17 protein-coding genes are annotated in these 19,118 nt (G+C 71.6%); 8 read left to right on the top strand and 9 right to left on the bottom strand.

Features of this window, described 5'->3' with window-relative positions:
• Positions 1 to 44 precede the first annotated feature (44 nt).
• Together ACBJ59_RS44255 and ACBJ59_RS44250 are read left to right on the top strand one after the other, a co-directional pair.
• The gene (locus ACBJ59_RS44255; RefSeq protein WP_375116094.1) at positions 45 to 1,472 is read left to right on the top strand and encodes a PLP-dependent aminotransferase family protein; all 1,428 of its coding nucleotides are present in this window, start codon (positions 45 to 47) and stop codon (positions 1,470 to 1,472) included.
• Positions 1,469 to 2,368 carry a DNA-3-methyladenine glycosylase family protein gene (locus tag ACBJ59_RS44250; RefSeq protein WP_375116093.1) on the top strand — a complete coding sequence of 300 codons (900 nt, stop codon included), beginning with the start codon at positions 1,469 to 1,471 and terminating at the stop codon, positions 2,366 to 2,368. The genes ACBJ59_RS44255 and ACBJ59_RS44250 overlap by 4 nt, the downstream gene beginning before the upstream one ends.
• Here the strand turns inward: ACBJ59_RS44250 and ACBJ59_RS44245 are convergent, their stop codons facing one another.
• A complete protein-coding gene (locus ACBJ59_RS44245; protein ID WP_375116092.1) occupies positions 2,369 to 2,632 on the bottom strand; it encodes a winged helix-turn-helix transcriptional regulator in 264 nt (87 codons plus the stop codon).
• Positions 2,633 to 2,869: 237 nt separating this feature from the next.
• Between ACBJ59_RS44245 and ACBJ59_RS44240 the strand changes: the two genes are divergently transcribed.
• Positions 2,870 to 3,238, top strand: coding sequence for an STAS domain-containing protein (locus tag ACBJ59_RS44240; RefSeq protein ID WP_375116091.1), 369 nt, complete (start codon positions 2,870 to 2,872; stop codon positions 3,236 to 3,238).
• Positions 3,239 to 3,247: 9 nt separating this feature from the next.
• Here ACBJ59_RS44240 and ACBJ59_RS44235 read toward each other — a convergent pair whose 3' ends face one another.
• Positions 3,248 to 3,526, bottom strand: coding sequence for a hypothetical protein (locus tag ACBJ59_RS44235; protein WP_364136763.1), 279 nt, complete (start codon positions 3,524 to 3,526; stop codon positions 3,248 to 3,250).
• A gap of 212 nt (positions 3,527 to 3,738) precedes the next feature.
• Between ACBJ59_RS44235 and ACBJ59_RS44230 the strand changes: the two genes are divergently transcribed.
• Together ACBJ59_RS44230 and ACBJ59_RS44225 are read left to right on the top strand one after the other, a co-directional pair.
• On the top strand, positions 3,739 to 4,941 hold the full coding sequence (locus ACBJ59_RS44230) for a hypothetical protein (protein WP_375116090.1): 1,203 nt from the start codon (positions 3,739 to 3,741) through the stop codon (positions 4,939 to 4,941).
• A 90-nt stretch (positions 4,942 to 5,031) separates the two neighbouring features.
• Positions 5,032 to 6,459, top strand: a complete 1,428-nt coding sequence (locus ACBJ59_RS44225) for a hypothetical protein (RefSeq protein WP_375116089.1) — start codon at positions 5,032 to 5,034, stop codon at positions 6,457 to 6,459.
• Positions 6,460 to 6,469: 10 nt separating this feature from the next.
• Here the strand turns inward: ACBJ59_RS44225 and ACBJ59_RS44220 are convergent, their stop codons facing one another.
• A complete protein-coding gene (locus ACBJ59_RS44220) occupies positions 6,470 to 7,834 on the bottom strand; it encodes a sensor histidine kinase (RefSeq protein WP_375116088.1) in 1,365 nt (454 codons plus the stop codon).
• A 94-nt stretch (positions 7,835 to 7,928) separates the two neighbouring features.
• On the bottom strand, positions 7,929 to 8,339 hold the full coding sequence (locus ACBJ59_RS44215; RefSeq protein ID WP_375116087.1) for an organic hydroperoxide resistance protein: 411 nt from the start codon (positions 8,337 to 8,339) through the stop codon (positions 7,929 to 7,931).
• A gap of 82 nt (positions 8,340 to 8,421) precedes the next feature.
• On the opposite strand from ACBJ59_RS44215, the gene ACBJ59_RS44210 reads away from it, so the two are divergent.
• Positions 8,422 to 8,991: a TetR/AcrR family transcriptional regulator gene (locus tag ACBJ59_RS44210; protein WP_375116086.1), complete on the top strand. Its 570-nt coding sequence runs from the start codon at positions 8,422 to 8,424 to the stop codon at positions 8,989 to 8,991.
• Positions 8,992 to 9,001: 10 nt separating this feature from the next.
• Here the strand turns inward: ACBJ59_RS44210 and ACBJ59_RS44205 are convergent, their stop codons facing one another.
• From ACBJ59_RS44205 to ACBJ59_RS44190, 4 genes are all read right to left on the bottom strand, one after another.
• Complete coding sequence (locus tag ACBJ59_RS44205; RefSeq protein ID WP_375116085.1) at positions 9,002 to 10,138, bottom strand: HupE/UreJ family protein; 1,137 nt, start codon at positions 10,136 to 10,138, stop codon at positions 9,002 to 9,004.
• A gap of 60 nt (positions 10,139 to 10,198) precedes the next feature.
• Complete coding sequence (locus ACBJ59_RS44200) at positions 10,199 to 11,674, bottom strand: metallophosphoesterase (protein WP_375116084.1); 1,476 nt, start codon at positions 11,672 to 11,674, stop codon at positions 10,199 to 10,201.
• Positions 11,569 to 14,079: a hypothetical protein gene (locus tag ACBJ59_RS44195; RefSeq protein ID WP_375116083.1), complete on the bottom strand. Its 2,511-nt coding sequence runs from the start codon at positions 14,077 to 14,079 to the stop codon at positions 11,569 to 11,571. Before ACBJ59_RS44195 ends, ACBJ59_RS44200 begins: the two co-directional genes overlap by 106 nt.
• Before the next feature lie 273 nt (positions 14,080 to 14,352).
• Positions 14,353 to 15,354 (bottom strand): LacI family DNA-binding transcriptional regulator, encoded by a 1,002-nt coding sequence (locus ACBJ59_RS44190; protein ID WP_375116082.1) that lies wholly within the window; start codon positions 15,352 to 15,354, stop codon positions 14,353 to 14,355.
• Between the two features lie 320 nt (positions 15,355 to 15,674).
• Here ACBJ59_RS44190 and ACBJ59_RS44185 point away from each other — a divergent pair, with 320 nt between their 5' ends.
• Together ACBJ59_RS44185 and ACBJ59_RS44180 are read left to right on the top strand one after the other, a co-directional pair.
• The gene (locus tag ACBJ59_RS44185; RefSeq protein ID WP_375116081.1) at positions 15,675 to 16,466 is read left to right on the top strand and encodes a ThuA domain-containing protein; all 792 of its coding nucleotides are present in this window, start codon (positions 15,675 to 15,677) and stop codon (positions 16,464 to 16,466) included.
• Complete coding sequence (locus ACBJ59_RS44180) at positions 16,463 to 17,593, top strand: Gfo/Idh/MocA family protein (RefSeq protein ID WP_375116080.1); 1,131 nt, start codon at positions 16,463 to 16,465, stop codon at positions 17,591 to 17,593. Before ACBJ59_RS44185 ends, ACBJ59_RS44180 begins: the two co-directional genes overlap by 4 nt.
• On the opposite strand, the gene ACBJ59_RS44175 is transcribed toward ACBJ59_RS44180, so the two are convergent.
• Complete coding sequence (locus tag ACBJ59_RS44175) at positions 17,571 to 18,965, bottom strand: S28 family serine protease (protein WP_375116079.1); 1,395 nt, start codon at positions 18,963 to 18,965, stop codon at positions 17,571 to 17,573. The two genes, ACBJ59_RS44180 and ACBJ59_RS44175, sit on opposite strands and share 23 nt — an antisense overlap.
• Positions 18,966 to 19,118 lie beyond the last annotated feature (153 nt).

Raw genomic sequence — 19,118 nt, 5'->3', positions numbered from 1 at the left:
CATTACTATGGGCCAGTAACCGCCCATTGAATTGGACCACTTCCATGCCGCGCACCCGCTCGCCGGGCCTTGAGCTGCCGCTCGACCTGCCGGGCTGGGGCGCCCGCCGCCGGGCGCTGGAGGAGGCGCTGCGCGCGGCGATCCGCGCGGGCCGGCTGGTCGCGGGGACGCGGCTGCCGTCGAGCCGGGACCTCGCCGGCCAGCTCGGGCTGTCCCGGGGGACGGTGACGCAGGCGTACGAGCAGCTCGTCGCCGAGGGGTGGCTCACCTCGGTGCAGGGGTCGGGCACCCGGGTGGCCGAGCGGGGCGCGGAGCCGGCCGGCCCGCGGGCGGCGGCGCTCCCACCGGCGGCGCCCCGCCACGACCTGCGCCCGGGACGGCGGGACGCGCAGTCCTTCCCGCGCGACGCGTGGGCCCGCGCGATGCGGCACGCGCTGCGCGAGGCCCCCTCCGACGCGTTCGGCGACGGGGACCCCCGGGGCCGCATCGAGCTGCGCACCACGCTGGCGGCCTACCTCGGGCGGGTGAGAGGCGTCCGCGCCGACCCGGCCCACCTGGTCGTCTGCTCGGGCTACACCCAGGCCCTCGGCCTGCTCGCCGAGGCGTTCGCCGAGCTGGGCGTGCGCACGGCGGGGATGGAGGACCCCGCCATCGGCGACCACGTCCGGCTGCTCGGCCACCACGTGCGGGTCGCCGACGTCCCGGTGGACGCGGCGGGCCCGCGGGTGGACACGCTGGAGGCCGCGGGCGCCCAGGTGGCCGTGTGCACGCCCGCGCACCAGTTCCCGCTGGGCACGAGCATGTCGGCCGAGCGCCGCTCGGCCCTGCTGGCCTGGGCCGACGAGCACCTCGGCTGGATCGTGGAGGACGACTACGACGGGGAGTACCGCTACGACCGGCACCCCATCGCCGCGCTCCAGTCCCGCCGCCCGTCCCGGATCGTGTACGCCGGCTCGACCAGCAAGACCCTCGGCCCCGCCGTCCGGCTCGGCTGGGTCGTCTGCCCGCCGCCGCTGCTCGAACCGCTGGTGGAGGCCAAGCGCCGGGCCAGGCAGTACAGCCCGCTGGACCAGCTCGCCCTGGCCAGGATGCTGGACACCGGCGACTACGACCGCCACCTGCGCACGGCGCGCCGCGGCTACCGGCGCCGCCGGGACCTGCTCGCCGGGGCCGTACGCGCCCGCCTGCCCCGGGCCCGCCTGCGCGGCATCGAGGCTGGCCTGCACGCGCTCCTGGAGCTGCCGCCCGGCCTGAGCGAGGCGGAGGCCGTGGCCGCGCTGCGCGCCGCCTCGGTCGGGGCGAGCCCGCTCGGCGACTACGTGCGCGGCGACCGGGACCGCCACCCGCCCTCCCTGGTCGTCGGGTACGCCGCACCGCTCGCCCACGCCTACCCCGCCGCCGTCGAGGCGCTGGTCCAGGCGATCGCCCGCCCGGGGAGCCGCCCTGCCGGGCCGCCTACCATACGCGCATGACCACGCACGGATTCACGCTCACCGCCCAGGGCCCGTTCGACTTCGCCGATTCGCTGCGCTTCGTCGAGGACTGGCCGGCCACCAGCGCGCTGCCGTCCGACGGCCGGGCGCTGCGCTTCGCCTACTGCGCGGAGTCCGACTGGCGGCCGATCGGCGTGCGCGTGACGGCCGCGCCGGACGGGGTCGACGTCGCCACGACGCGGGCCGCGGGGCCGGGCATCCGGGGCGAGGTGGCGCGGATCCTCTCCCTTGACGTGGACGGCGCCGGCTTCGCCAAGCTGGGCGAGGCCGATCCGGTGCTGGGCGACCTGCAACGGCTGCGCCCCGGCCTGCGCCCGGTGTGCTTCTGGAGCCCGTGGGAGGCGGCGTGCTGGGCGGTGATCGTGCAGCGCTCGTCGATGCTGATCGCCTCCCGGATCAAGCAGCGCATCGCGGAGCGGTACGGCGCGCAGGTCGAGCTGGACGGGCAGGCGTACCCGGCCTTCCCGCCGCCCGTCTCGCTGCTGGACGCGGGCGGCCTCGGGCTGCCCGCGCAGAAGGAGGAATGGGTGCGCGGGCTGGCCCGCGCGGCGCTCGACGGCGTGCTCACCACCGAGCACCTGCGCTCGCTCGCCCCCGAGGAGGCCCTGGCGGAGCTGCGCGCCCTGCCCGGCGTGGGGCCGTTCTCGGCGGGTTTGATCCTGATCAGGGGCGCGGGCGCGCCGGACGCGTTCCCGGGGGACGAGCCGCGGCTGTTCGGGATCCTGCGCGAGGCGTACGGGCTCCCGGAGGACGCCTCGCCCTCCTCCTACCGGAGGCTGGCCGAGGCGTGGCGGCCCTACCGGTCCTGGGCCTCGTTCCTCTTCCGGGCGACGGCCTACGGCGTCATGGAGGATCGGGCACCGGGCCGGGACTGATCAGGCGTCCTGCCGGGAGGGCAGGTCGTGCCGGGTGAACATGTCGATCAGCAGCCGGATCGGCAGGCCGGCCTCGGTGGGGTAGCGGAAGTGCTGGTCGAGGTTGACGCTGTAGCGGTTGCGCCGTCCGATCCGGTCACGGTTGAGGTAACCGTCCTCGTAGAGGTCGCGGACGATGCCCTGGACGGCGCGCTCGGTGATGCCGACGCCGGCGGCGATGTCGCGCAGCCGGATGTCCGGATCCCGGGCTATCTCCACGAGCACCCGCGCGTGATGGGTAAGAAATGTCCAACTGGACTGACGATCATCAGTATCGCTCACGGCCTTCGCCTCTTCGGCCCTGGTCCTGGCCCCGCTGGGACGGACGAAACTTATTACACGAAGATCTTATGACGAACTGTCTTTCCGGTATCTACCTTCGGGACTAGAGTAACCGCAACGGCAGGCGTCGCCGCGGTATCCGTTTCGACCCCCATCGGCAGCCCATCGCCAGGAGTGCCTGTGAAACTCACCTGTCGCCACCTGTCCGGGGCCACCCTGATCACCATCGCCGGTCAGGTGGACACCACCAGTTCCGCGCGGCTGGAAGACTACATCGACGAGCAGCGGCGGCGGCTGGACGAGCATGTCATCGTGGACATGAGCCGGCTGTCCTTCCTGGACAGCTCGGGTCTGGCCGTCCTGCTCGCCGCCGCGGCCCTCGCCAACGCCCACGGTGTCGGCCTGCACCTGGCCGCGCTGCAGTCGATGCCGGCCAGGTTGCTGGAGATCACCGGCGCGCTGCGCGCGGTGACGGTGTACGACCACGTGGAGCAGGCCATCGCGGCGATCGAGGACGTCGACCGCGTCAGCCCCTCGGAGTCCGGGTAGCGGCCCCGGTCACGCCGGCCGGCGGTGCACCCCGACGAGCGCGCCGTTCTGCCTGATCTGGGCCTCGTCGTACGGGCACAGCGCGCGGGTCACGTAGGACTCCGCGATGCTGTCGGCCTCTCCCCTGTCCACGCCCCAGCCGATCGTGTGCCAGCGCGCCTGACCCTCGCCGCCCGTGGTGTCCAGGACGGCGATCTCGTAGAGCTCGGCGGCGGCAGGCGGCGTGCAGCGGACGTGGCCGTGCGCTTCGGTGCGGACGTCCCGGCTGCCGGTCACCCGCTGGTCCATGTGGATCTCCCTCCGGTCGCACGATGCGGTCCGGAGATGCATGCCCCATCTACCGGCCGGTCACTCATGCCGCAGGTAGCGGCCGGCGGGCACCGGGCGGACGGGATCCTTACCGAACGCTGAGCCCCTGGCGAGAGCGCGCAGAGGTTGGTCCGGGAAGCCTCCGGTAGGCGGGCACACCGCATGTTCTCGACCGTCAAGGAGCGGACGCAATGACCTTCAACCCACTGCGCGAGCGGGGTATCCCGCTGGACAGGCAGCTGCGGAACTGGCGTGAGCTGAACGTCACGCCGATCGATCCCGACCATGCCGATCCGTACACGCGGTGCCGGATCATCACGATGAACGGGATCGAGGTGGAGGCGATCCTGTTCAGCCACCAGCTCGCCCGGCACTGCCCGGACCTGGAGGTCAAGCAGCAACTGGCCCGGGTCCGCTACATCGAGGCGCAGCAGCAGAAGGTGGTCAACTGGCTGCTGCCCGGCCTGGCCTCGGTGCTGGAGACCACCATCGCCTACGAGCAGGTCGCCGTCGACCTGACCGCGTGGGTGGCCCGGATGGAGCCGGACTCCTACCTGACGCAGGCCTACCAGTTCGGCGTGCTGGAGGACTTCGACCACCTCTACCGCTACGCCAACCTGTACGAGATGATCGAGCACCGCAAGGCCGAGAAGATCGTCGACCAGCTCACCGAGGTCATGCCGGGCCGCCCGACCTACCTGCACCACCGCGACCCGATGGACAACGTGCGCGAGCCCTACGACAAGAGCTCCACCGCGCCGATCAGCCGGCTGCACGCCCTGACGATCATGGCCGCCGAGCAGCAGACCATGAACTTCTACATGAACGTCGGCCCCACCTACATGGAGCCCATCGCCCGCCAGCTCTACCAGGAGATCGGCCTCATCGAGGAAGAGCACGTCACCCACTACGAATCGCTCGTCGACCCGGGCGAGAGCTGGTGGGAGATGCTGCTCAACCACGAGTACAACGAGTGCTACCTGTACCACTCCTTCATGGAGACCGAGTCCGACCCCAAGGTGAAGAACATCTGGGAGCTGCACCTCAACATGGAGCTGGAGCACCTGCGGCTGGCCGCCGAGCTGTTCAAGAAGCACGACGGCCGCGACCCCGAGCAGGTGTGCGCCCCCGAACTGCCCGCCCCGGTCACCTTCGAGCCGAACAAGGGCTACATCCGCGAACTGATCGCCACCCAGATCGACTACACCACCCTGGGCACCGGCTACGTGCAGGAGGCCCACGAGCGGTTCGAGAAGATGCAGGAAGCGCTGATGGGCGGCGACAAGGCACCCTCCGAGCGGGTCATCGACGACAACCGCGCCAAGTCGGGCCACGAATACCGGCTGCAGACCGAGGGCGAGCACCCGGTGAGCAGCCTCGCGCTCAACCGCTGAATCCGGTTCGTGCCATGGCCGGGCATGGGTTCCGGCAGCACTTGTCGATATGGCCCCGCCGTCGGCGGGCCGGACGCTAAGAACAGGCCGGTGGGACTGAGCACATCACTCCGAACGTCGCGGGCGCCGCTGCTCCTGGTCGCGCTCTGCTACGGGATCGCCCAGCTCGTCATGGTCACGCCCGGGATGGGCCTGGGCTGGGACGAGGTCGTCTACGTCAGCCAGGTCGACCCGCGCGGGCCGGCGGCCGAGTTCATCGCGCCGCGGGCCAGGGGGATCACCCTGCTGGTCGCGCCGCTGATGCTGGTCACCTCGTCCACCGAGGCGCTGCGGGTCTATCTGTGCGTGCTGTCGGCGCTGGGCCTGTACGCGTCGTTCGGCACCTGGCTGCGGGTGCGCCCCGGCGCGACGGTGCCCCTCGCCGCCCTGCTGTTCGCCTCCTCGTGGCTGGCACTGTTCTACGGGAACGAGGCCATGCCGAACCTGTGGGTGGCCTTCGGCGCGGTGGCCGCCGCCGGGTTCTTCCTGCGCTGCGTGCGGCCGGGCAGCGGGCCCGGCCCGGCGGTGGGGCTGGCGCTGAGCGTGGCCGCCGTGGGCCTGCTGCGCCCGCCGGACAGCATCTGGCTCGTCCTGCCGCTCGCGCTCGCGCTGGCCAGGCCCGCGTGGCGGCAGGTCAGGGCCGGGGTCGCGCTCGCGGCGGGCCTGGTCGCGGGCTGGGCCGACTGGATCGTCGAGGCGTTCGTCCGGTTCGGCGGCCTGGCCGCCCGCTGGCAGGCCGCCGGGGCGGCGAACGAGACCGGCCTGCACTTCTCGGTGCCCGAGCACGCCCGCGCGCTCAACGGGCCGCTGCTCTGCCGCCCGCCCGCGCACTGCGGGCCCGTCGTGACGCCCTGGCTGCTCTGGTGGCTGGCGATCCCCGCCCTCGTCCTGCTCGGCCTGTACGTGGCGCGGCGCCGGGGCCGCCTGGCCGAGTGCGCGCTGGCGACCGCCTGCGGCCTGGCCCTGGCGGTGCCGTACTTCTTCCTGGTCGGCTACGCGGCGCCGCGCTTCCTGCTGCCCGCGTACGCGCTGCTGGCCTTCCCGGTCGCGCACGCCGCCGCCGGCCTGGCACGGACGCGCCGGGCCGGCGCCGGCCTCGTCGCCGCCGGCCTGCTCGCCCAGTTCGCCCTGCAGGGCGTCACGCTCGGCAAGGTCGTCGCCAACCGGCTCCCCAAGCGGCAGGCCGACATCGAGGTGGCCCGGGCGCTGACGGCCATGGACGTGCGCCCGCCGTGCCTCGTGTACGGCGAGCACGCGGTGATGATCGCCTACCGGATGGGCTGCGAGGCCCACACGGTCCTGCGCTGGCCGCGGGAGCCGCAGGTCCCGGCCGCGCTCATCGACGCCGGGAGCGCCGGCAAGCGGGTGGTCGCCGTGGACAAGGGCCGGTCGAACCCGGCGCCGTTCCTCCGGAGCTGGGACAAGGGCCGGCTGCCGGGGGTGCGCCGAGGCGGCTGGTATGCCTACCTTCCCCGCTGAGCCGGGCGGCTCATTCCTCCTCGAGCGGTAGCCGCAGGACGAACCGGGCGCCGGAGTCGGAGTCCTCGATGGTCAGCGTGCCCAGATGAGCCGTCGCGATCTCGCGGGCGATGGGCAGGCCGAGCCCGGTGCCGCCCACGTCGCGGCTGCGCGAGGCGTCCAGGCGGGTGAAGCGCTCGAAGACGACCTCGCGCTGGTCGGGGGCGATGCCGGCGCCGTCGTCGACGACCTCCAGCACGGCCTCGCCCCCCTGCCGCCGCAGGGTCACGATGATCTGCGACTCGGCGTGCCGCTCGGCGTTGTCCAGCAGGTTCGTCAGCAGGCGGGCCAGCTGCAGCCGGTCACCGTAGACGATCACGCCCGTCTCCAGTGTGGTGATGACCTGCTTGGCGCGCGGCCTGGCGGTCTCCTCGGCGGCCAGGTCGCCCAGGTCCATGGGCTCGCGGTTGTCGGGGGCGCCGGAGTCGAGCTTGGTCAGCATGAGCAGGTCCGCGACGATGGCCTGCAGCCGGTCCAGGCTGGCCAGCACCTCGTGGCAGGTCTCCCGCCAGTCGACGTCGTCGGGGTGCAGCAGGGCGTCCTCGACCTGGGCGCGCATCGCGGTGATCGGGCTGCGCAGGTCGTGCGAGGCGTCGCCGGCGAACCTGCGCTGCCGCTCCATCGCCATCGTCTGCTGCTCCAGCGCCGTCTCCAGCCGTTGCAGCGTCTGGTTGCTGGTCTCGGCCAGGGCCCTGATCTCGTCGTCGTTGGTCGGGACGGGCACGCGCATCCCGCCGCCGCCGGCGGCGATCTCGGCCAGCCGCCTGGTGATGCTGCTGACGGGCGCGAGCGTCCTGGCCACGACCCGTGACACCCCGAACCAGGTCAGCAATACCAGCACCGTCGTCACGCCGGCCTGGAACAGCAGGACCTCGGCGGCGATGTACCAGGGCACCGCCGGGGAGAAGGAGTAGATGACCCACTCGCCGTCCGGCTCGTACGCGACGAGGGCCACCACCATCTCGCACCGGCGGGGGAAGGCCGGCAGGTCGCAGAGCGTCGCGGCGTCGTTGGCCTGGTCCTTGTGGGGGATCATCGTGGTCAGGCGGGGGTAGCCGGCCAGGTTCCGGGTCCAGGCGACCGGCCGCCCGCTCGGATCGACCACCTGGATGCCGTCGAGCCCGCCGGCCTCCAGCACCTGAGGCAGCCTCTTGCGCTTGACCATGAGCAGCACGCGCACGGCCTTGCCGGACACCTCGTGCGCCCGGATGTCGGCCACCTCGTTGCGCACGCCGTACAGCACGAACGCGCTGACGACGATGTTCAGCAGCAACATCGCGATGCTGGCGAACAGCGCCAGCCGTGTCCGCAGCGACCGGCCCAACCGTGTGCTCACACGCCTCCCCCGCCGACCAGAAGATCACAGCCGGGGCGTTGGCGGCCAACTTCGGGAGATTCCTCGACAAATGCGGTTAAGGAGCTGGCTGCGGCTACTCGATGACGAGGTTGACCGGGATGTTGCCGCGGGTGGCGTTGGAGTAGGGGCACACCTGGTGGGTGGCCTCGACGAGCTCGCGGGCCGCCTCCGGCGCGATGCCGTCGGGCAGCTCGACCCGGAGCGTCACGTCGAGCTGGAAGCCGCCCTTGCCGTTGGGCGACAGGCCGACCTCGGCCGTGACCGACGCCTCGGAGACGTCGATCTTCTGCTGCCCCGCCACCAGCCGCATCGCCGAAGCGAAGCAGGCGGAGTAGCCGGCGGCGAAGAGCTGCTCGGGGTTGGTGCCCTCGCCGTCGCCGCCCAGCTCCTTCTGCAGGGCCAGCTGGACGTCCAGCTTCCCGTCCGAGGAAACGGCGCGGCGGTCGCGCCCGGCGGAGGTGGCGATGGCGGTGTAGATGCTCATGTGATGGCCTCTCCTAAGTAGACAGACCTGTCTGTCCGTCGTTGAACCGATAGTAGACAGACCTGTCTGGTATCGTCAACCTGTGAGCGCAGAAACGTTGGAGGGCGGCCGCCGGAGCCCGGCGCGTGACCGGGTCCTCGAAACGGCGCAGCGCCTGTTCTACGCGGAGGGTGTCCACTCGGTCGGGATCGACCGGATCATCGCGGAGGCGGGCGTCGCCAAGGCGACCTTCTACCACCATTTCCCGAGCAAGGACGAGCTCGTCCGCGCGTTCGTGACCATGCAGTCGTCTCGGCAGCGCGCGATGGTCGCGGCGATGCGCGAGGAGTCACCGTACGAGAGGCTGCGCGGCATCTTCGCCTACATGTGCGAGTTCGGCGCGGGCCCCGGCTACCGGGGCTGCCCCTTCGTCAACACCGCGGCCGAATATCCCGATCCGGCCCATCCGGTCCGCCAGGCCATCGCCGAGCACCGCCGCTGGAACCGCGAGCTGTACCGCGACCTGCTGGCCGGCGACGGCCGCCCCGACGCGGAGCGGGTGGCCGACATCCTCATGCTGCTGCGCGACGGGCTCGTGGTCGGCTTCGACCTCGACGACCCCGTCACCGTCCGCGCCTCCGTGCAGGAGGCCCTGACCAGGGTCCTGGACTGAGCCTGCCCCGTCAGAGCGGCAGCGGGACGCGGTCCAGGAACCAGTACACGCTGACCGCCACGATCGGGATCGACAGCGCGACCACCGCCCAGCGCGACCATGACGTCCGGCGCAGCAGCACCAGCAGCGGGAAGAGCACGGCGATGATCGCGAGCTGGGTCACCTCGATGCCGACGTTGAAGCTCAGCAGCGACAGCAGCAGCTCCCACGACCCGCTCCGGTCGATGTCCAGCGCGCCGGCGAAGCCCAGGCCGTGCACCAGGCCGAAGGCGAAGACGATCGGCAGCCGCCACCTGCCCAGCCGGTCCTCCTCCCGGCCCAGCAGGTTCGCCAGTGCCACGACGACGATCGACGCCGCGATGACCGGCTCGACGATCTCGCCGGGCACGTCCACGACCCCCATGGCGGCCAGGAGGAACGTGATGCTGTGGGCGGCGGTGAAGGCGGAGGCCGTGATGACGACGTCGCGCGGGCGGCGCGCGCCGATGAGCAGCGCCAGCAGGAACAGGACGTGGTCGAGGCCGAACAGCAGGTGCTCGGCGCCGAGCACGAAGAACTCCCCGACCTGGCTCGCGGCCTGGCGCTCGCCGACCCGCAACGTGGGGCTCTGGGCGACCAGGACGGCCGAGCCCTTCTCCCCGTCGAGCTCGTAGCGGACGAGCGTCTCGGTGCTGTGGACGAACGTCTCGGCGTCGGGGAACAGCGCGCTGGAGATGGCGTGGGTGCCCCCGGGCTCGCCCGGGCAGGCGTAGTCGAGGGTCAGCACCGCGAAGGCGGCCTTGCCGCGCGGGCGCACGTCCGCGGCACCCGCCATCGTGGGCGCGCAGGGCCGGTCGTCGTACGCCACGGCGAAGCGGCGGGTGACGTAGTCGAGCACGGCGTCGCGGTTGAGCTCCAGCTGGCGCAGCTGCTCGGCCCGCTCCTCGGCCTCGTACGCCTCCGCGTACAGCCAGGCCGACTTCATGAGCAGGTCGTACTCGAGGTCGAGCACGACCTTGACGCCCGTGCCGGTGCCGGTGCCGGTGCCGGTGACCGTGGCGTGGGCGGTCGTGGTCGCGTCGTGCGCCGCCGCCGGGGCGGGACGCGTCAGGCCGGCCAGCCCGGCGGCCAGGACGAGGGTGAGAACGACGGCGGGCAGCCGGTGCATGTCTCGGTTCTCCAGGGGGAAGGCCGCCCCGGGCCCGTGCCCGGGGCGGCGATTGGCCGGCTAGCGGTTGAACCAGCGGTGCATGGGCGAGTCCGGGCCCCACGTGCCGGGGCGGCCGTGCTCGTCCTTGGTGACGAAGACGCTCGGCTCGGAGGCGGTCACGCCGCCGCCCGCGGAGCGCGCCGTGACGAACCAGGCGTAGGCCGTGTCGTCCTTGAGGCGGTCCCAGGTCACGGAGGCGACCTGGCCCGACGCGACCTTGCTCCTACCGATGGTCCGGGTCGGCTTGTAGAGCGCGAGCGAGTCGGTCTGCAGCGTCGTCGTACGGGAGGTGAGGTCGACCGGCAGCACCATGTTGTCCTCGAGGCCGTTGTACCGGCGTGCCGGGTCGTACTCGTTGGCGCCGAAGTCGTTGAGCAGCGGCGAGTAGGTGTCCACGCTCAGCTCCGCCCGCTTGACGTCGAACTGCAGCAGCCGGAAGAAGCTCGCGCCGAACTGGAGCTGGTCCTCCGGCCGGTAGCCGCCGATCTCGGTGAGCCCGAGCCGGTCGGCCGACACCGTGTAGAACTGGTAGTCCGCCAGCAGCTCGACGACACCGTTGCCGACCTGGCCCACCTTGGGCTTCACGTTGGTCCCCACGCCGTGCTCGTGGCCGGCGAGGATGAGGAAGACGTTCGGGTTCTTCTCGACCACCGTCTTGTACAACATCGACCCGTCGGGGGCGGAGAAACCGGCGCCGCGCCCGTCGGGGTTCGTGCTCGGCACGAGGTAGTCGTGCGAGAGCAGGATGCCGTTGCGGTTGGGGAACTTCTTGAAGACGGAGTCGGCCCATTCGGCCTCCTCCCGCGTCACCCCGTACGACAGGCCGACCACGACGAAGTCCAGCCCGCCCGCGGAGAACAGGTCGTAGTGGTTCTGGTTGTCGCCCTCCTTCCACGGGCCGCCGTACTTGGCGTGCTGCCAGCCCTGCGACACGTCCTGGTAGCGGGTGGGGCCGTAGTACTTGTTGTAGATCGCCTCCGGCCCGTTCTCGGTGCCCGACTGGTTGTCGTGGTTGCCGGCGATCACGCCGTTCGGGATGCCCGCGTCGTCCAGCACGCGCTGCTGCTTCGACGACACCTCGAACTCGCCGGTGACCTGCCGCTGCATGGCCTCGTCGGCGGGCTTGCGGATGTTGTTCTCGATGATGTCGCCGGTGTGGGCGACGTAGGAGATCTTGCGCTGGTCCTTGTTGGCGCTGATCCAGTTGACGACGCCGGCGTAGGCCGACTCCCACACCGCGCGCTCCTCGGCCGTCTCCTGCTCGACCGCGCCCTCGGAGAGGTACTGCGTGTCGGTGAAGTGCACGATCGAGAAGTCGTACGTGGCGGGGTCGGCGAAGCCGTTCGGGTCACCCGGCTCGATGTCGTCGGCGAACGGGTCCTCGCCCGTCACCATGACGTGGACCTGCTGTCCGTCGATGTAGTCGCGGTCCACGACGGCCGTGAGCACGGTCTTGCCCTCGGCGGCGCCGCGGCCGCTGGTGAGCAGGTCCACGCCTTGGACTTCGTGTTCCACACCCGCAGGGACGCCAGGCGCTCGGGGTCGACGGCGCCCTCCCAGCGCAGCACCGGGGCGTCCACGTGACCCTTCACCTGGACGTCGAAGCGCTGGTAGACGAGGTCCTGCCCGGCGGGCGCGTCGAGCGTCCGGCTGTCGGCGGGCTCCAGCGCGTCCGTCCTGGCCCGCCGCTCCCCCGGGACCCGCAGGGTCGTCGGGAGGGACTTGGCCGTGCCCTGGTACGCCTGGTTCGGGGTCAGGATCTCGGCCTGCGAGAACGTCGCCGTCACCTGGCCGCCGTCGGGCTCGGACACCTTCGCCGAGAGCGTGGCCGGGTCCGAGACGTCCACGGCCCCCAGGGCGGGGGTCAGCTCGGCGGGGACGTCCGGGATGCCCGCGGACTCGAACACGATCTCGTGGGTCGTGGCGTTCCCGAGCCCGTCCGCGCCGGTCACCGTCAGGGTGTGCGTGCCCGCCTTGAGCCCGGGGCCCACCGGGACGCCCAGCTCGATCGGCCGGCCGTCGAGCTTGACGTCCGGCCCGGACACGACGCCGGAGGCGTCCTCCAGCTTGACGTCCAGCACGACGGAGGCGGTGATCTTCTCGTCCGCGGCGGGGACGCTCTTGGCGACCTTCGGCGCCGAGTTGTCGGTGAGCAGCAGGCGGGTGGCGACCTCGCCCGTGCTCGACGTGGCGGCGATGGTGTGCTTGCCGTCCTTGACGGCCGTGGTGTCGAGGTCGGCGCGCAGGCCCCGGGCCGGCGCGTCCACGAGGAACTCCAGGTCGATCTCGGTCAGCGGGTTCACCGTGTCGCCGCAGTTGCCGTCGCCCATGCCGTACGACGCCTTGAGCATCTGGCCGGTGGCCGTGCCCTGCGCCGGGGTGAGGGTGATGTTCGAGATCGTGAAGTCGTCGCGGTTGTTGCCGCACGACGTCGGGAAGGTGCCGGCCACGAAGTCGATCGTGTTCCAGCCGGGCACCAGGAACTCGTTCGGGATCGTGAGGTCGACGCGCTTGCTCACGAAGTCGCCGTCCAGCACGACCTTCTGGCCGTTGACCAGCACGAAGTTCTGGTAGCGCGCCTCGATCGAGTTGCTGCCCACGTTGAAGCCGAGCTTGGCCTCGCCCGAGCCGAGCGTCTCGGCGACGTGCACCGCCGGGGCGTCGATCGTGTAGCGCAGCTCGGCCTCGCGCAGGGCGGTCTGGCTGCTGCCGCAGGTGCCGTCGCCCATCTCGTACGACGGCTTGATGTCCTGGCCCGTCACGGTGGCGCCGTCGAGGGTGAGGCCGAGGTTCGAGATCACGAAGTCGTCGCGGTTGTTGCCGCAGGTCTCCTTGTAGTCCCCGGTGACGACCTTGATCGTGTTGTCGCCGGGCACCAGGAACCTGGCCGGCACCGCGACCGTCGCGCGCCCGCTCGCCCAGGTGCCGCCCAGGTCGATGCGCTTGCCGTTGACCAGCAGGAAGTTGTCGAACTTGTCGTCCACCGAGTCCGCGCCCACGTCGAAGGCGAACATCGCGGCGCCGTTGCCCAGCGTGGCCTTCGTGACCGGCTTCTCGCCGTCCACGGTGAGCGACTTGACGCCGCCCTCGCCGCTCGCCGGGACCGTCGCGAAGACCGGCTTGGTGCCGGCCACCAGCGTGCCGTCCGTCGGGAGCAGCCGCGGCGCCCCGGCCGGGGCGTTGTTCACGGTCACGGTGTTCTTGACGGTCACGCCGGCCGCGGTCGTGGCGCTGAGGACGTGCTCGCCGTTGGCCAGCGTCGTGGTGTCCACGTCCGCGGCCAGGCCCGTGGTGCCCTGCGGGTCGCCCAGGGTGAAGAACTTGAGCGTGGCGCGCTTCAGCAGCGAGGTGTTCGTGCCGCAGCTGCCGTCACCGAACGAGAACGTGTACGGGTTGTCCTCACCGTCCGCGACCTCGCCGAGCAGTTCGAGGCCCACGTCGGACAGCACGAAGTCGTCGTAGTTGGTGCCGCACGACGACTGGATCGCGCCGACGACGATCTCGACGGTGTTCTCGCCCTTGACGAGGTGCTCGTTCGGGACCTCGATGGTCGCCCGCTGGTTGACGAAGTTGCCGATCTCGCTCTTGTAGGCGCCGTTGACCAGCACGTAGCTGTGGTACTGCGCCTCAGTGGAGTTGGAGCCGACGTCGAAGCTGAGCCTGGAGACGCCGACCGTACGGGTGGCGTTCAGCGCGGTGTCGTCGATGGCGAGCTTCGTGACGCTGTCACCGGCCGCGGTCGGGACCGCGGCGGCCTTCACCGTCCCCTCAAGGTACGAACCGCTCGCGGGGGTGAGCGTCGGCGGGCTCTGGGTGCCGGTCGGGGTCGGGGTGGGCCGTCCCCGCTCCTGCTCGCCGGGGGCGGGATCGGCGTACGCCGCCGTCACGAGACTGCTCACGAGCAACGCCGCGAGCACGCCGGCCGTGGCGAGCCGTCCCCGTTTCCGTAAGCCACCCAGTGATTTCCGTGATGCCAATGGCTGCATCGGGTGCAGTCCCTTCTCGAACGTTCTGAGCAACCGATCAGGCGGCTTGCCCTAGCGCGGACACATTGGAGCGCGCGAGTGAACGTTGAGCATGGAGTGGCTGAAGGGAACAGAAAATGTCTCCTCATTCTGGTCATCTGTCACGAGACAGGACCAAGTGGGTTACAAATCGGACGTATCCGACAGTCAGCGGCGCGCGGGGCCGACCGACTGGCCCGGCACGAGCGTGCAGGGGATGAGCAGGTGCGGGGGCGCGTCCTGGACGCCTTCGAGCTGGTCGATCAGCGCGTCCGCGGCGAGGCGGCCGAGCCGCGGGGCCGGCGCGGCCATGACGGTCAGGGCCGGCTCGATCATCTCGCCGAGCTCGCGCGTGGTCGCCGCCGAGATGACGGACAGGTCGTCCGGGATCGACCGGCCGAGCGCCCGCACCCCCTTGACCAGCCCCGCCGAGGCGCCCTCGTTGACCAGGATGGCGGCCGTCGCCTCCGGGAACTCCGCGCCGAGCACGCGGGCGGCCTCCCGCCCGCCGGCCGACGTGCCCTCCACCGCGATGACCGCGGGCGGCCCGCCGAGTGGCGCGATCGCGGCGAGGTAGGCGGATTCGACCCGCCTGATCCGGCCGGGCTCGTTTCCCTTCGTCACCTGGGTGACCAGCGCGATGCGCTCGTGGCCGAACGAGCGGAGGTGGGCGACCGCCTGGTCGATCGTGGTGGCGAAATCGATGTCGACGTACGGCAGGTCGTCGTCCTCGGTCCGGCCGATCAGCGCGAACGGGACCCGCGAGGCGAGCAGCCGCTCGACCCGGGAGTCGCGGATCTGCACCTCCATGAGCAGCGCGCCGTCGACGAGACCGCCCGCGAGCAGGTGTGACATCTGCTCGTCGTCGTTGACCGGCCACAGCACCAGGTCGTAGCCGCGCTCGCGGGCGCCGTGCGCAGCGCCCATGACGAACTGGATCACCGTGGCGTTGGCCCGGGACTCCAGGTCGGGGTGGAGCAGCGCGAGGATGCGGGTGCGCGAGCTGGCCAGCGCGCGGGCGACGACGTTGCGCCGGTAGTTGAGCTCCTCGATGGCCGCCTCGATGCGGGCCCGGGTCTCCGGCGCGACGCGCTTGGTGCCGTTGATGACGAAGGAGACCGTGGCGATGGAGACGTTTGCCCGCTGGGCGACGTCGCGCATCGTGACCATGGGTGCCGCCTCCCGGGGACCTGGCGAAGCACTGCGACTATAGCGCAGCATATTCGACGAATTCTCTTAACGTGTTGTTGACATCACAGTTGGAGGGGCGCAACATACTTCACAAGTATGCTCGGTTAAGCGCTTTGATACGCGCGACCGCGCCTCCCCGTCAACCTCCTCTCCAGCTCCGCCTCCGGCGTCCTCCCGCCGCTGACCGACTCCTGTCGGCGTGGAGCGACTTCCTCTTCGCCCTCACCCTGACCAGCACCCCCGAGGTACGGCCGGCGCCGTCAGCGGTGCCGTCAAATGACTCCGGAAAGGAAGACCGCATGAACAGCACCCGACCCCTGCACGTCACGGTGTGGGGCGAGAACCGGCACGAGCAGGTCGAGCCCAAGGTGGCCGAGATCTACCCCGACGGCATGCACAACGCCATCCGGCGGGGCATCGAGGCCCGGCTCGGAGCGCGGGCCACCGTCGCCACGGCCACGCTCGACGACCCCGAGCACGGCCTGACCGAGGAGGTGCTCGCGAGCACCGACGTGCTCACCTGGTGGGGGCACGCCGCCCACGGGGAGGTGTCCGACGAGGTGGTCGAGCGGGTGCACCGGCACGTGCTGTCCGGCATGGGCCTGGTGGTGCTGCACTCCGGCCACTGGTCGAAGATCTTCACCAGGCTCATGGGCACCACGTGCACGCTGCGCTGGCGCAGCGAGAACGACCGCGAGCTGGTCTGGACGGTCAACCCGACCCATCCCATCGCGCGCGGCGTCCCGCACCCCATCGTGATCCCCGCCCAGGAGATGTACGGCGAGCAGTTCGACATCCCGGAGCCCGACGAGCTGATCTTCATCAGCTCCTTCAGCGGCGGCGAGGTGTTCCGCAGCGGCTGCACCTTCCGGCGCGGCAACGGTAAGATCTTCTACTTCAGCCCCGGCGACCAGGACTACCCCGTCTACCACCACCCCGACGTGCTCCAGGTCATCGCCAACGCGGCCGAGTGGGCGGCCGGCGACCGGTCGCGGCGCGAGCTGCCGACCCTGCTCCGCTACGAGACGGGCGACTTCTTCAACGGCCACGGCTACCGCGGCGCCATGAGCAACAAGGAGCACGCCGAGTGAGCGACTCCATCGTTGCCGGGCGGCCGATCCGCGTCGTGCAGGTGGGGGCGGGCTCGATGGGCCTGGCCTGGCTGCGAACCCTGACCGCGGCCGGCGACGTCGAGGTGGTCGGGGTGGCCGACCTCGACGTCGGGCGGGCGGAGGCGGCCGTACGCGATGCCGGCTGCGACGCCAAGGTGGGCGCCTCGCTCGGCGACCTGCTCACGGCCACCGAGCCGGACGCCGTCGTGAACGTCACGATCCCGGCGGCCCACAGCGAGGTCAGCATCGAGGCGCTCTTCGCCGGCGTGCCCGTCCTCTGCGAGAAGCCGGCCGCGCCGACCCTGGCCGAGGCGCTCGTCCAAGTGGCGGCCGCCGAGGCGGCCGGGCGGCTGCTGATGATCAGCCAGTCGCGCCGTTACTACGCCGCCCTGGCGGAGTACCGCCGCCGGATCGCCCGGCTCGGCCCGCCCGGCCTGCTCACCACCGGCTTCTTCCGGGCCCCGCGGTTCGGCGGGTTCCGGGACGAGATGGACCAGCCGCTCCTGGTCGACATGGCCATCCACGCCTTCGACGCGGCCCGCTACCTGCTCGGGGCGGAGCCGGTCTCCGTCATGTGCGAGAGCTGGAACCCCGCCTGGAGCTGGTACCGGGGCGACGCGGCGGCCACGGCGAGCTTCCTCTTCGACGACGGCACCCGTTACGTGTTCACCGGGAGCTGGTGCGCCGACGGGCTGGAGACGTCCTGGAACGGCGAATGGCGGGCCGTCGGCCCCGGCGGCAGCGCGACCTGGGACGGCGAGCGGCGCGTCACCTCCGCACCCGGCGACGCACCCGGTGACGCGGCCGACGTGCCGCCCGGCGGGCACGAGCAGATCGCCGGGGCGCTCCGGGAGTTCGTCGCGGCGCTGCGCACGGGCGCGCGGCCGTCCGGGGCGATCTCCCGCAACCTCCTCAGCCTGGCGATGGTCGAGGCGGCGGTCCGCTCCGCCGGATCGGGCCGGCGGGTGGAGATCGGCGCGCTGCTGGAGCAGGCGTACCGGGACGCGCTGGCCCTTCCCGTCCGCGCGGAGATCCGTGCGCGGCTGGAGTCCTGGGGCACGCCTGCTTCGGCACTGGCCCGGCTCAGCGGGTCCGGCGATCGGTGAGCATGTCGTCGGCGGGCAGGTCCGCCGCCTCGGGGAGCCGCTGCGCCAGCGGCGGCTCCGCCCAGCGCCGCAACGTGGCCGTCGCCGCCGCGCGGTCCGCCTCGGTCAGGCGGGCGATGCTGGCCCCGTGGTTCGATCCGGGCGCGACGTACAGGTAGGAGTCGCGTCCGCTCGGGGTGAACCGCTCGGCGCTCCACGGGTCGTTCTCGCCGTAGACGAACAGCATGCGCTCCGACCGGGTACGCACCCAGCGGTCCACGTCGAGCATCGGCCGCGGGTCGTGCCGGGAGCGCAGCTCGGCGGGCAGCACCGAGTTGGGCTGGTAGAGGCCGCGGTATCGGGTCAGCCCGCGCAGGTGCCGGAAGGCGAGGTCGGGCCAGCCGAGCTGGGTGGCCGCCTGGTAGTAGTACGGCAAGTAGTAGTCCAGGCCCTGGTCGGTGTAGAAGCCGAAGAAGGCGACCCCGTCGATCCAGGCGTACAGCTCCGCGTCCGTGGCGGTCGTGGGCGGCACGGAGGGGCAGTCGGCCACGGAGAGGTACTGCCAGAACGCCCACGCCGTGTCGAGGATCGTCATCTCGAACGACCGGTCGGCGCTGCCGAGCGTCCTGGTGAAGGTGTAGCCGTTGCGCGCGGCGTCCGCCTCCAGCAGCGCCACCATCCGGTCGCGCCGCTTGAGCGCCTCGCGCTGCACGTTCTCCAGCGCGGTCCGGCAGGACTCGGGGCCGACGCGGGCGAAGAACCGGTCGTACTGGTGGTCCAGGGGGTTCACCGGGTCGTTGGGGGCGACGTAGGCCACCACGCCGTCCACGTCGCCGGGGTAGAAGCGGCGGTGGTAGACCGAGGTCATGCCGCCCTTGCTCGCGCCCGTCTGGATCCACTTGCCGGAGTAGATCGTCTTGAGCGCCTGGACGATCCGGTGCTCGTCCGTCGCCTCCTGCCAGACGGTCAGGTCGTCCCAGTCGGCCGGGGCCGGGCGGGAGGTGCGGAAGAAGCGGTGCTCGACGGAGACCTGGTTGCCGTCGAGGAGCTGGGTCGGCTCCGTGCGCGAGGCCGTCGGGTTCACCGGCAGGCCGTACCCGCCGGTGTAGAGGACGACCGGCGCCGCGGTGGAGCGGTGGAGCAGGGTGAGCCGCTGCTGGAAGGTCCCCTTGGCCGGGTAGCGGTGGTCGGCCGGCTGGGTGAAGGTCAGGACGAAGAACCGGTAGCCGGCCGGCTGGGACTCCGACACCACCGTCAGCCCGGGGATGGCCTTGAGCCGGTCCAGCAGGTCGTCCTGGGCGGCGGCGGGAAGGGCTTGCAGGGTGAGGGCCGTCACGAGGGTCGTCACGAGGGCCATCGCGGCCGCCAGCGCGGCCAGTAACCGGGATCGCACGCTTTCGACTCCTTGCGGGGAGGCTGCACGGGGGAGGCTGCTCGGGGAGACTGTTCGGAGGAGGGCCAGTACCGCCCGACGGTATACCGATCACTCCCGTCCGAACAGACCATCCAGCCGTCCCCGGATGAAAGCGATCAACGAGCGCTCAGG

This window comes from Nonomuraea sp. MTCD27, assembly GCF_041950495.1.
GTDB lineage: Bacteria > Actinomycetota > Actinomycetes > Streptosporangiales > Streptosporangiaceae > Nonomuraea.
The sequence above is the reverse complement of the archived record's forward strand: the minus strand, read 5'-3'. Positions and strand labels throughout refer to the sequence as shown.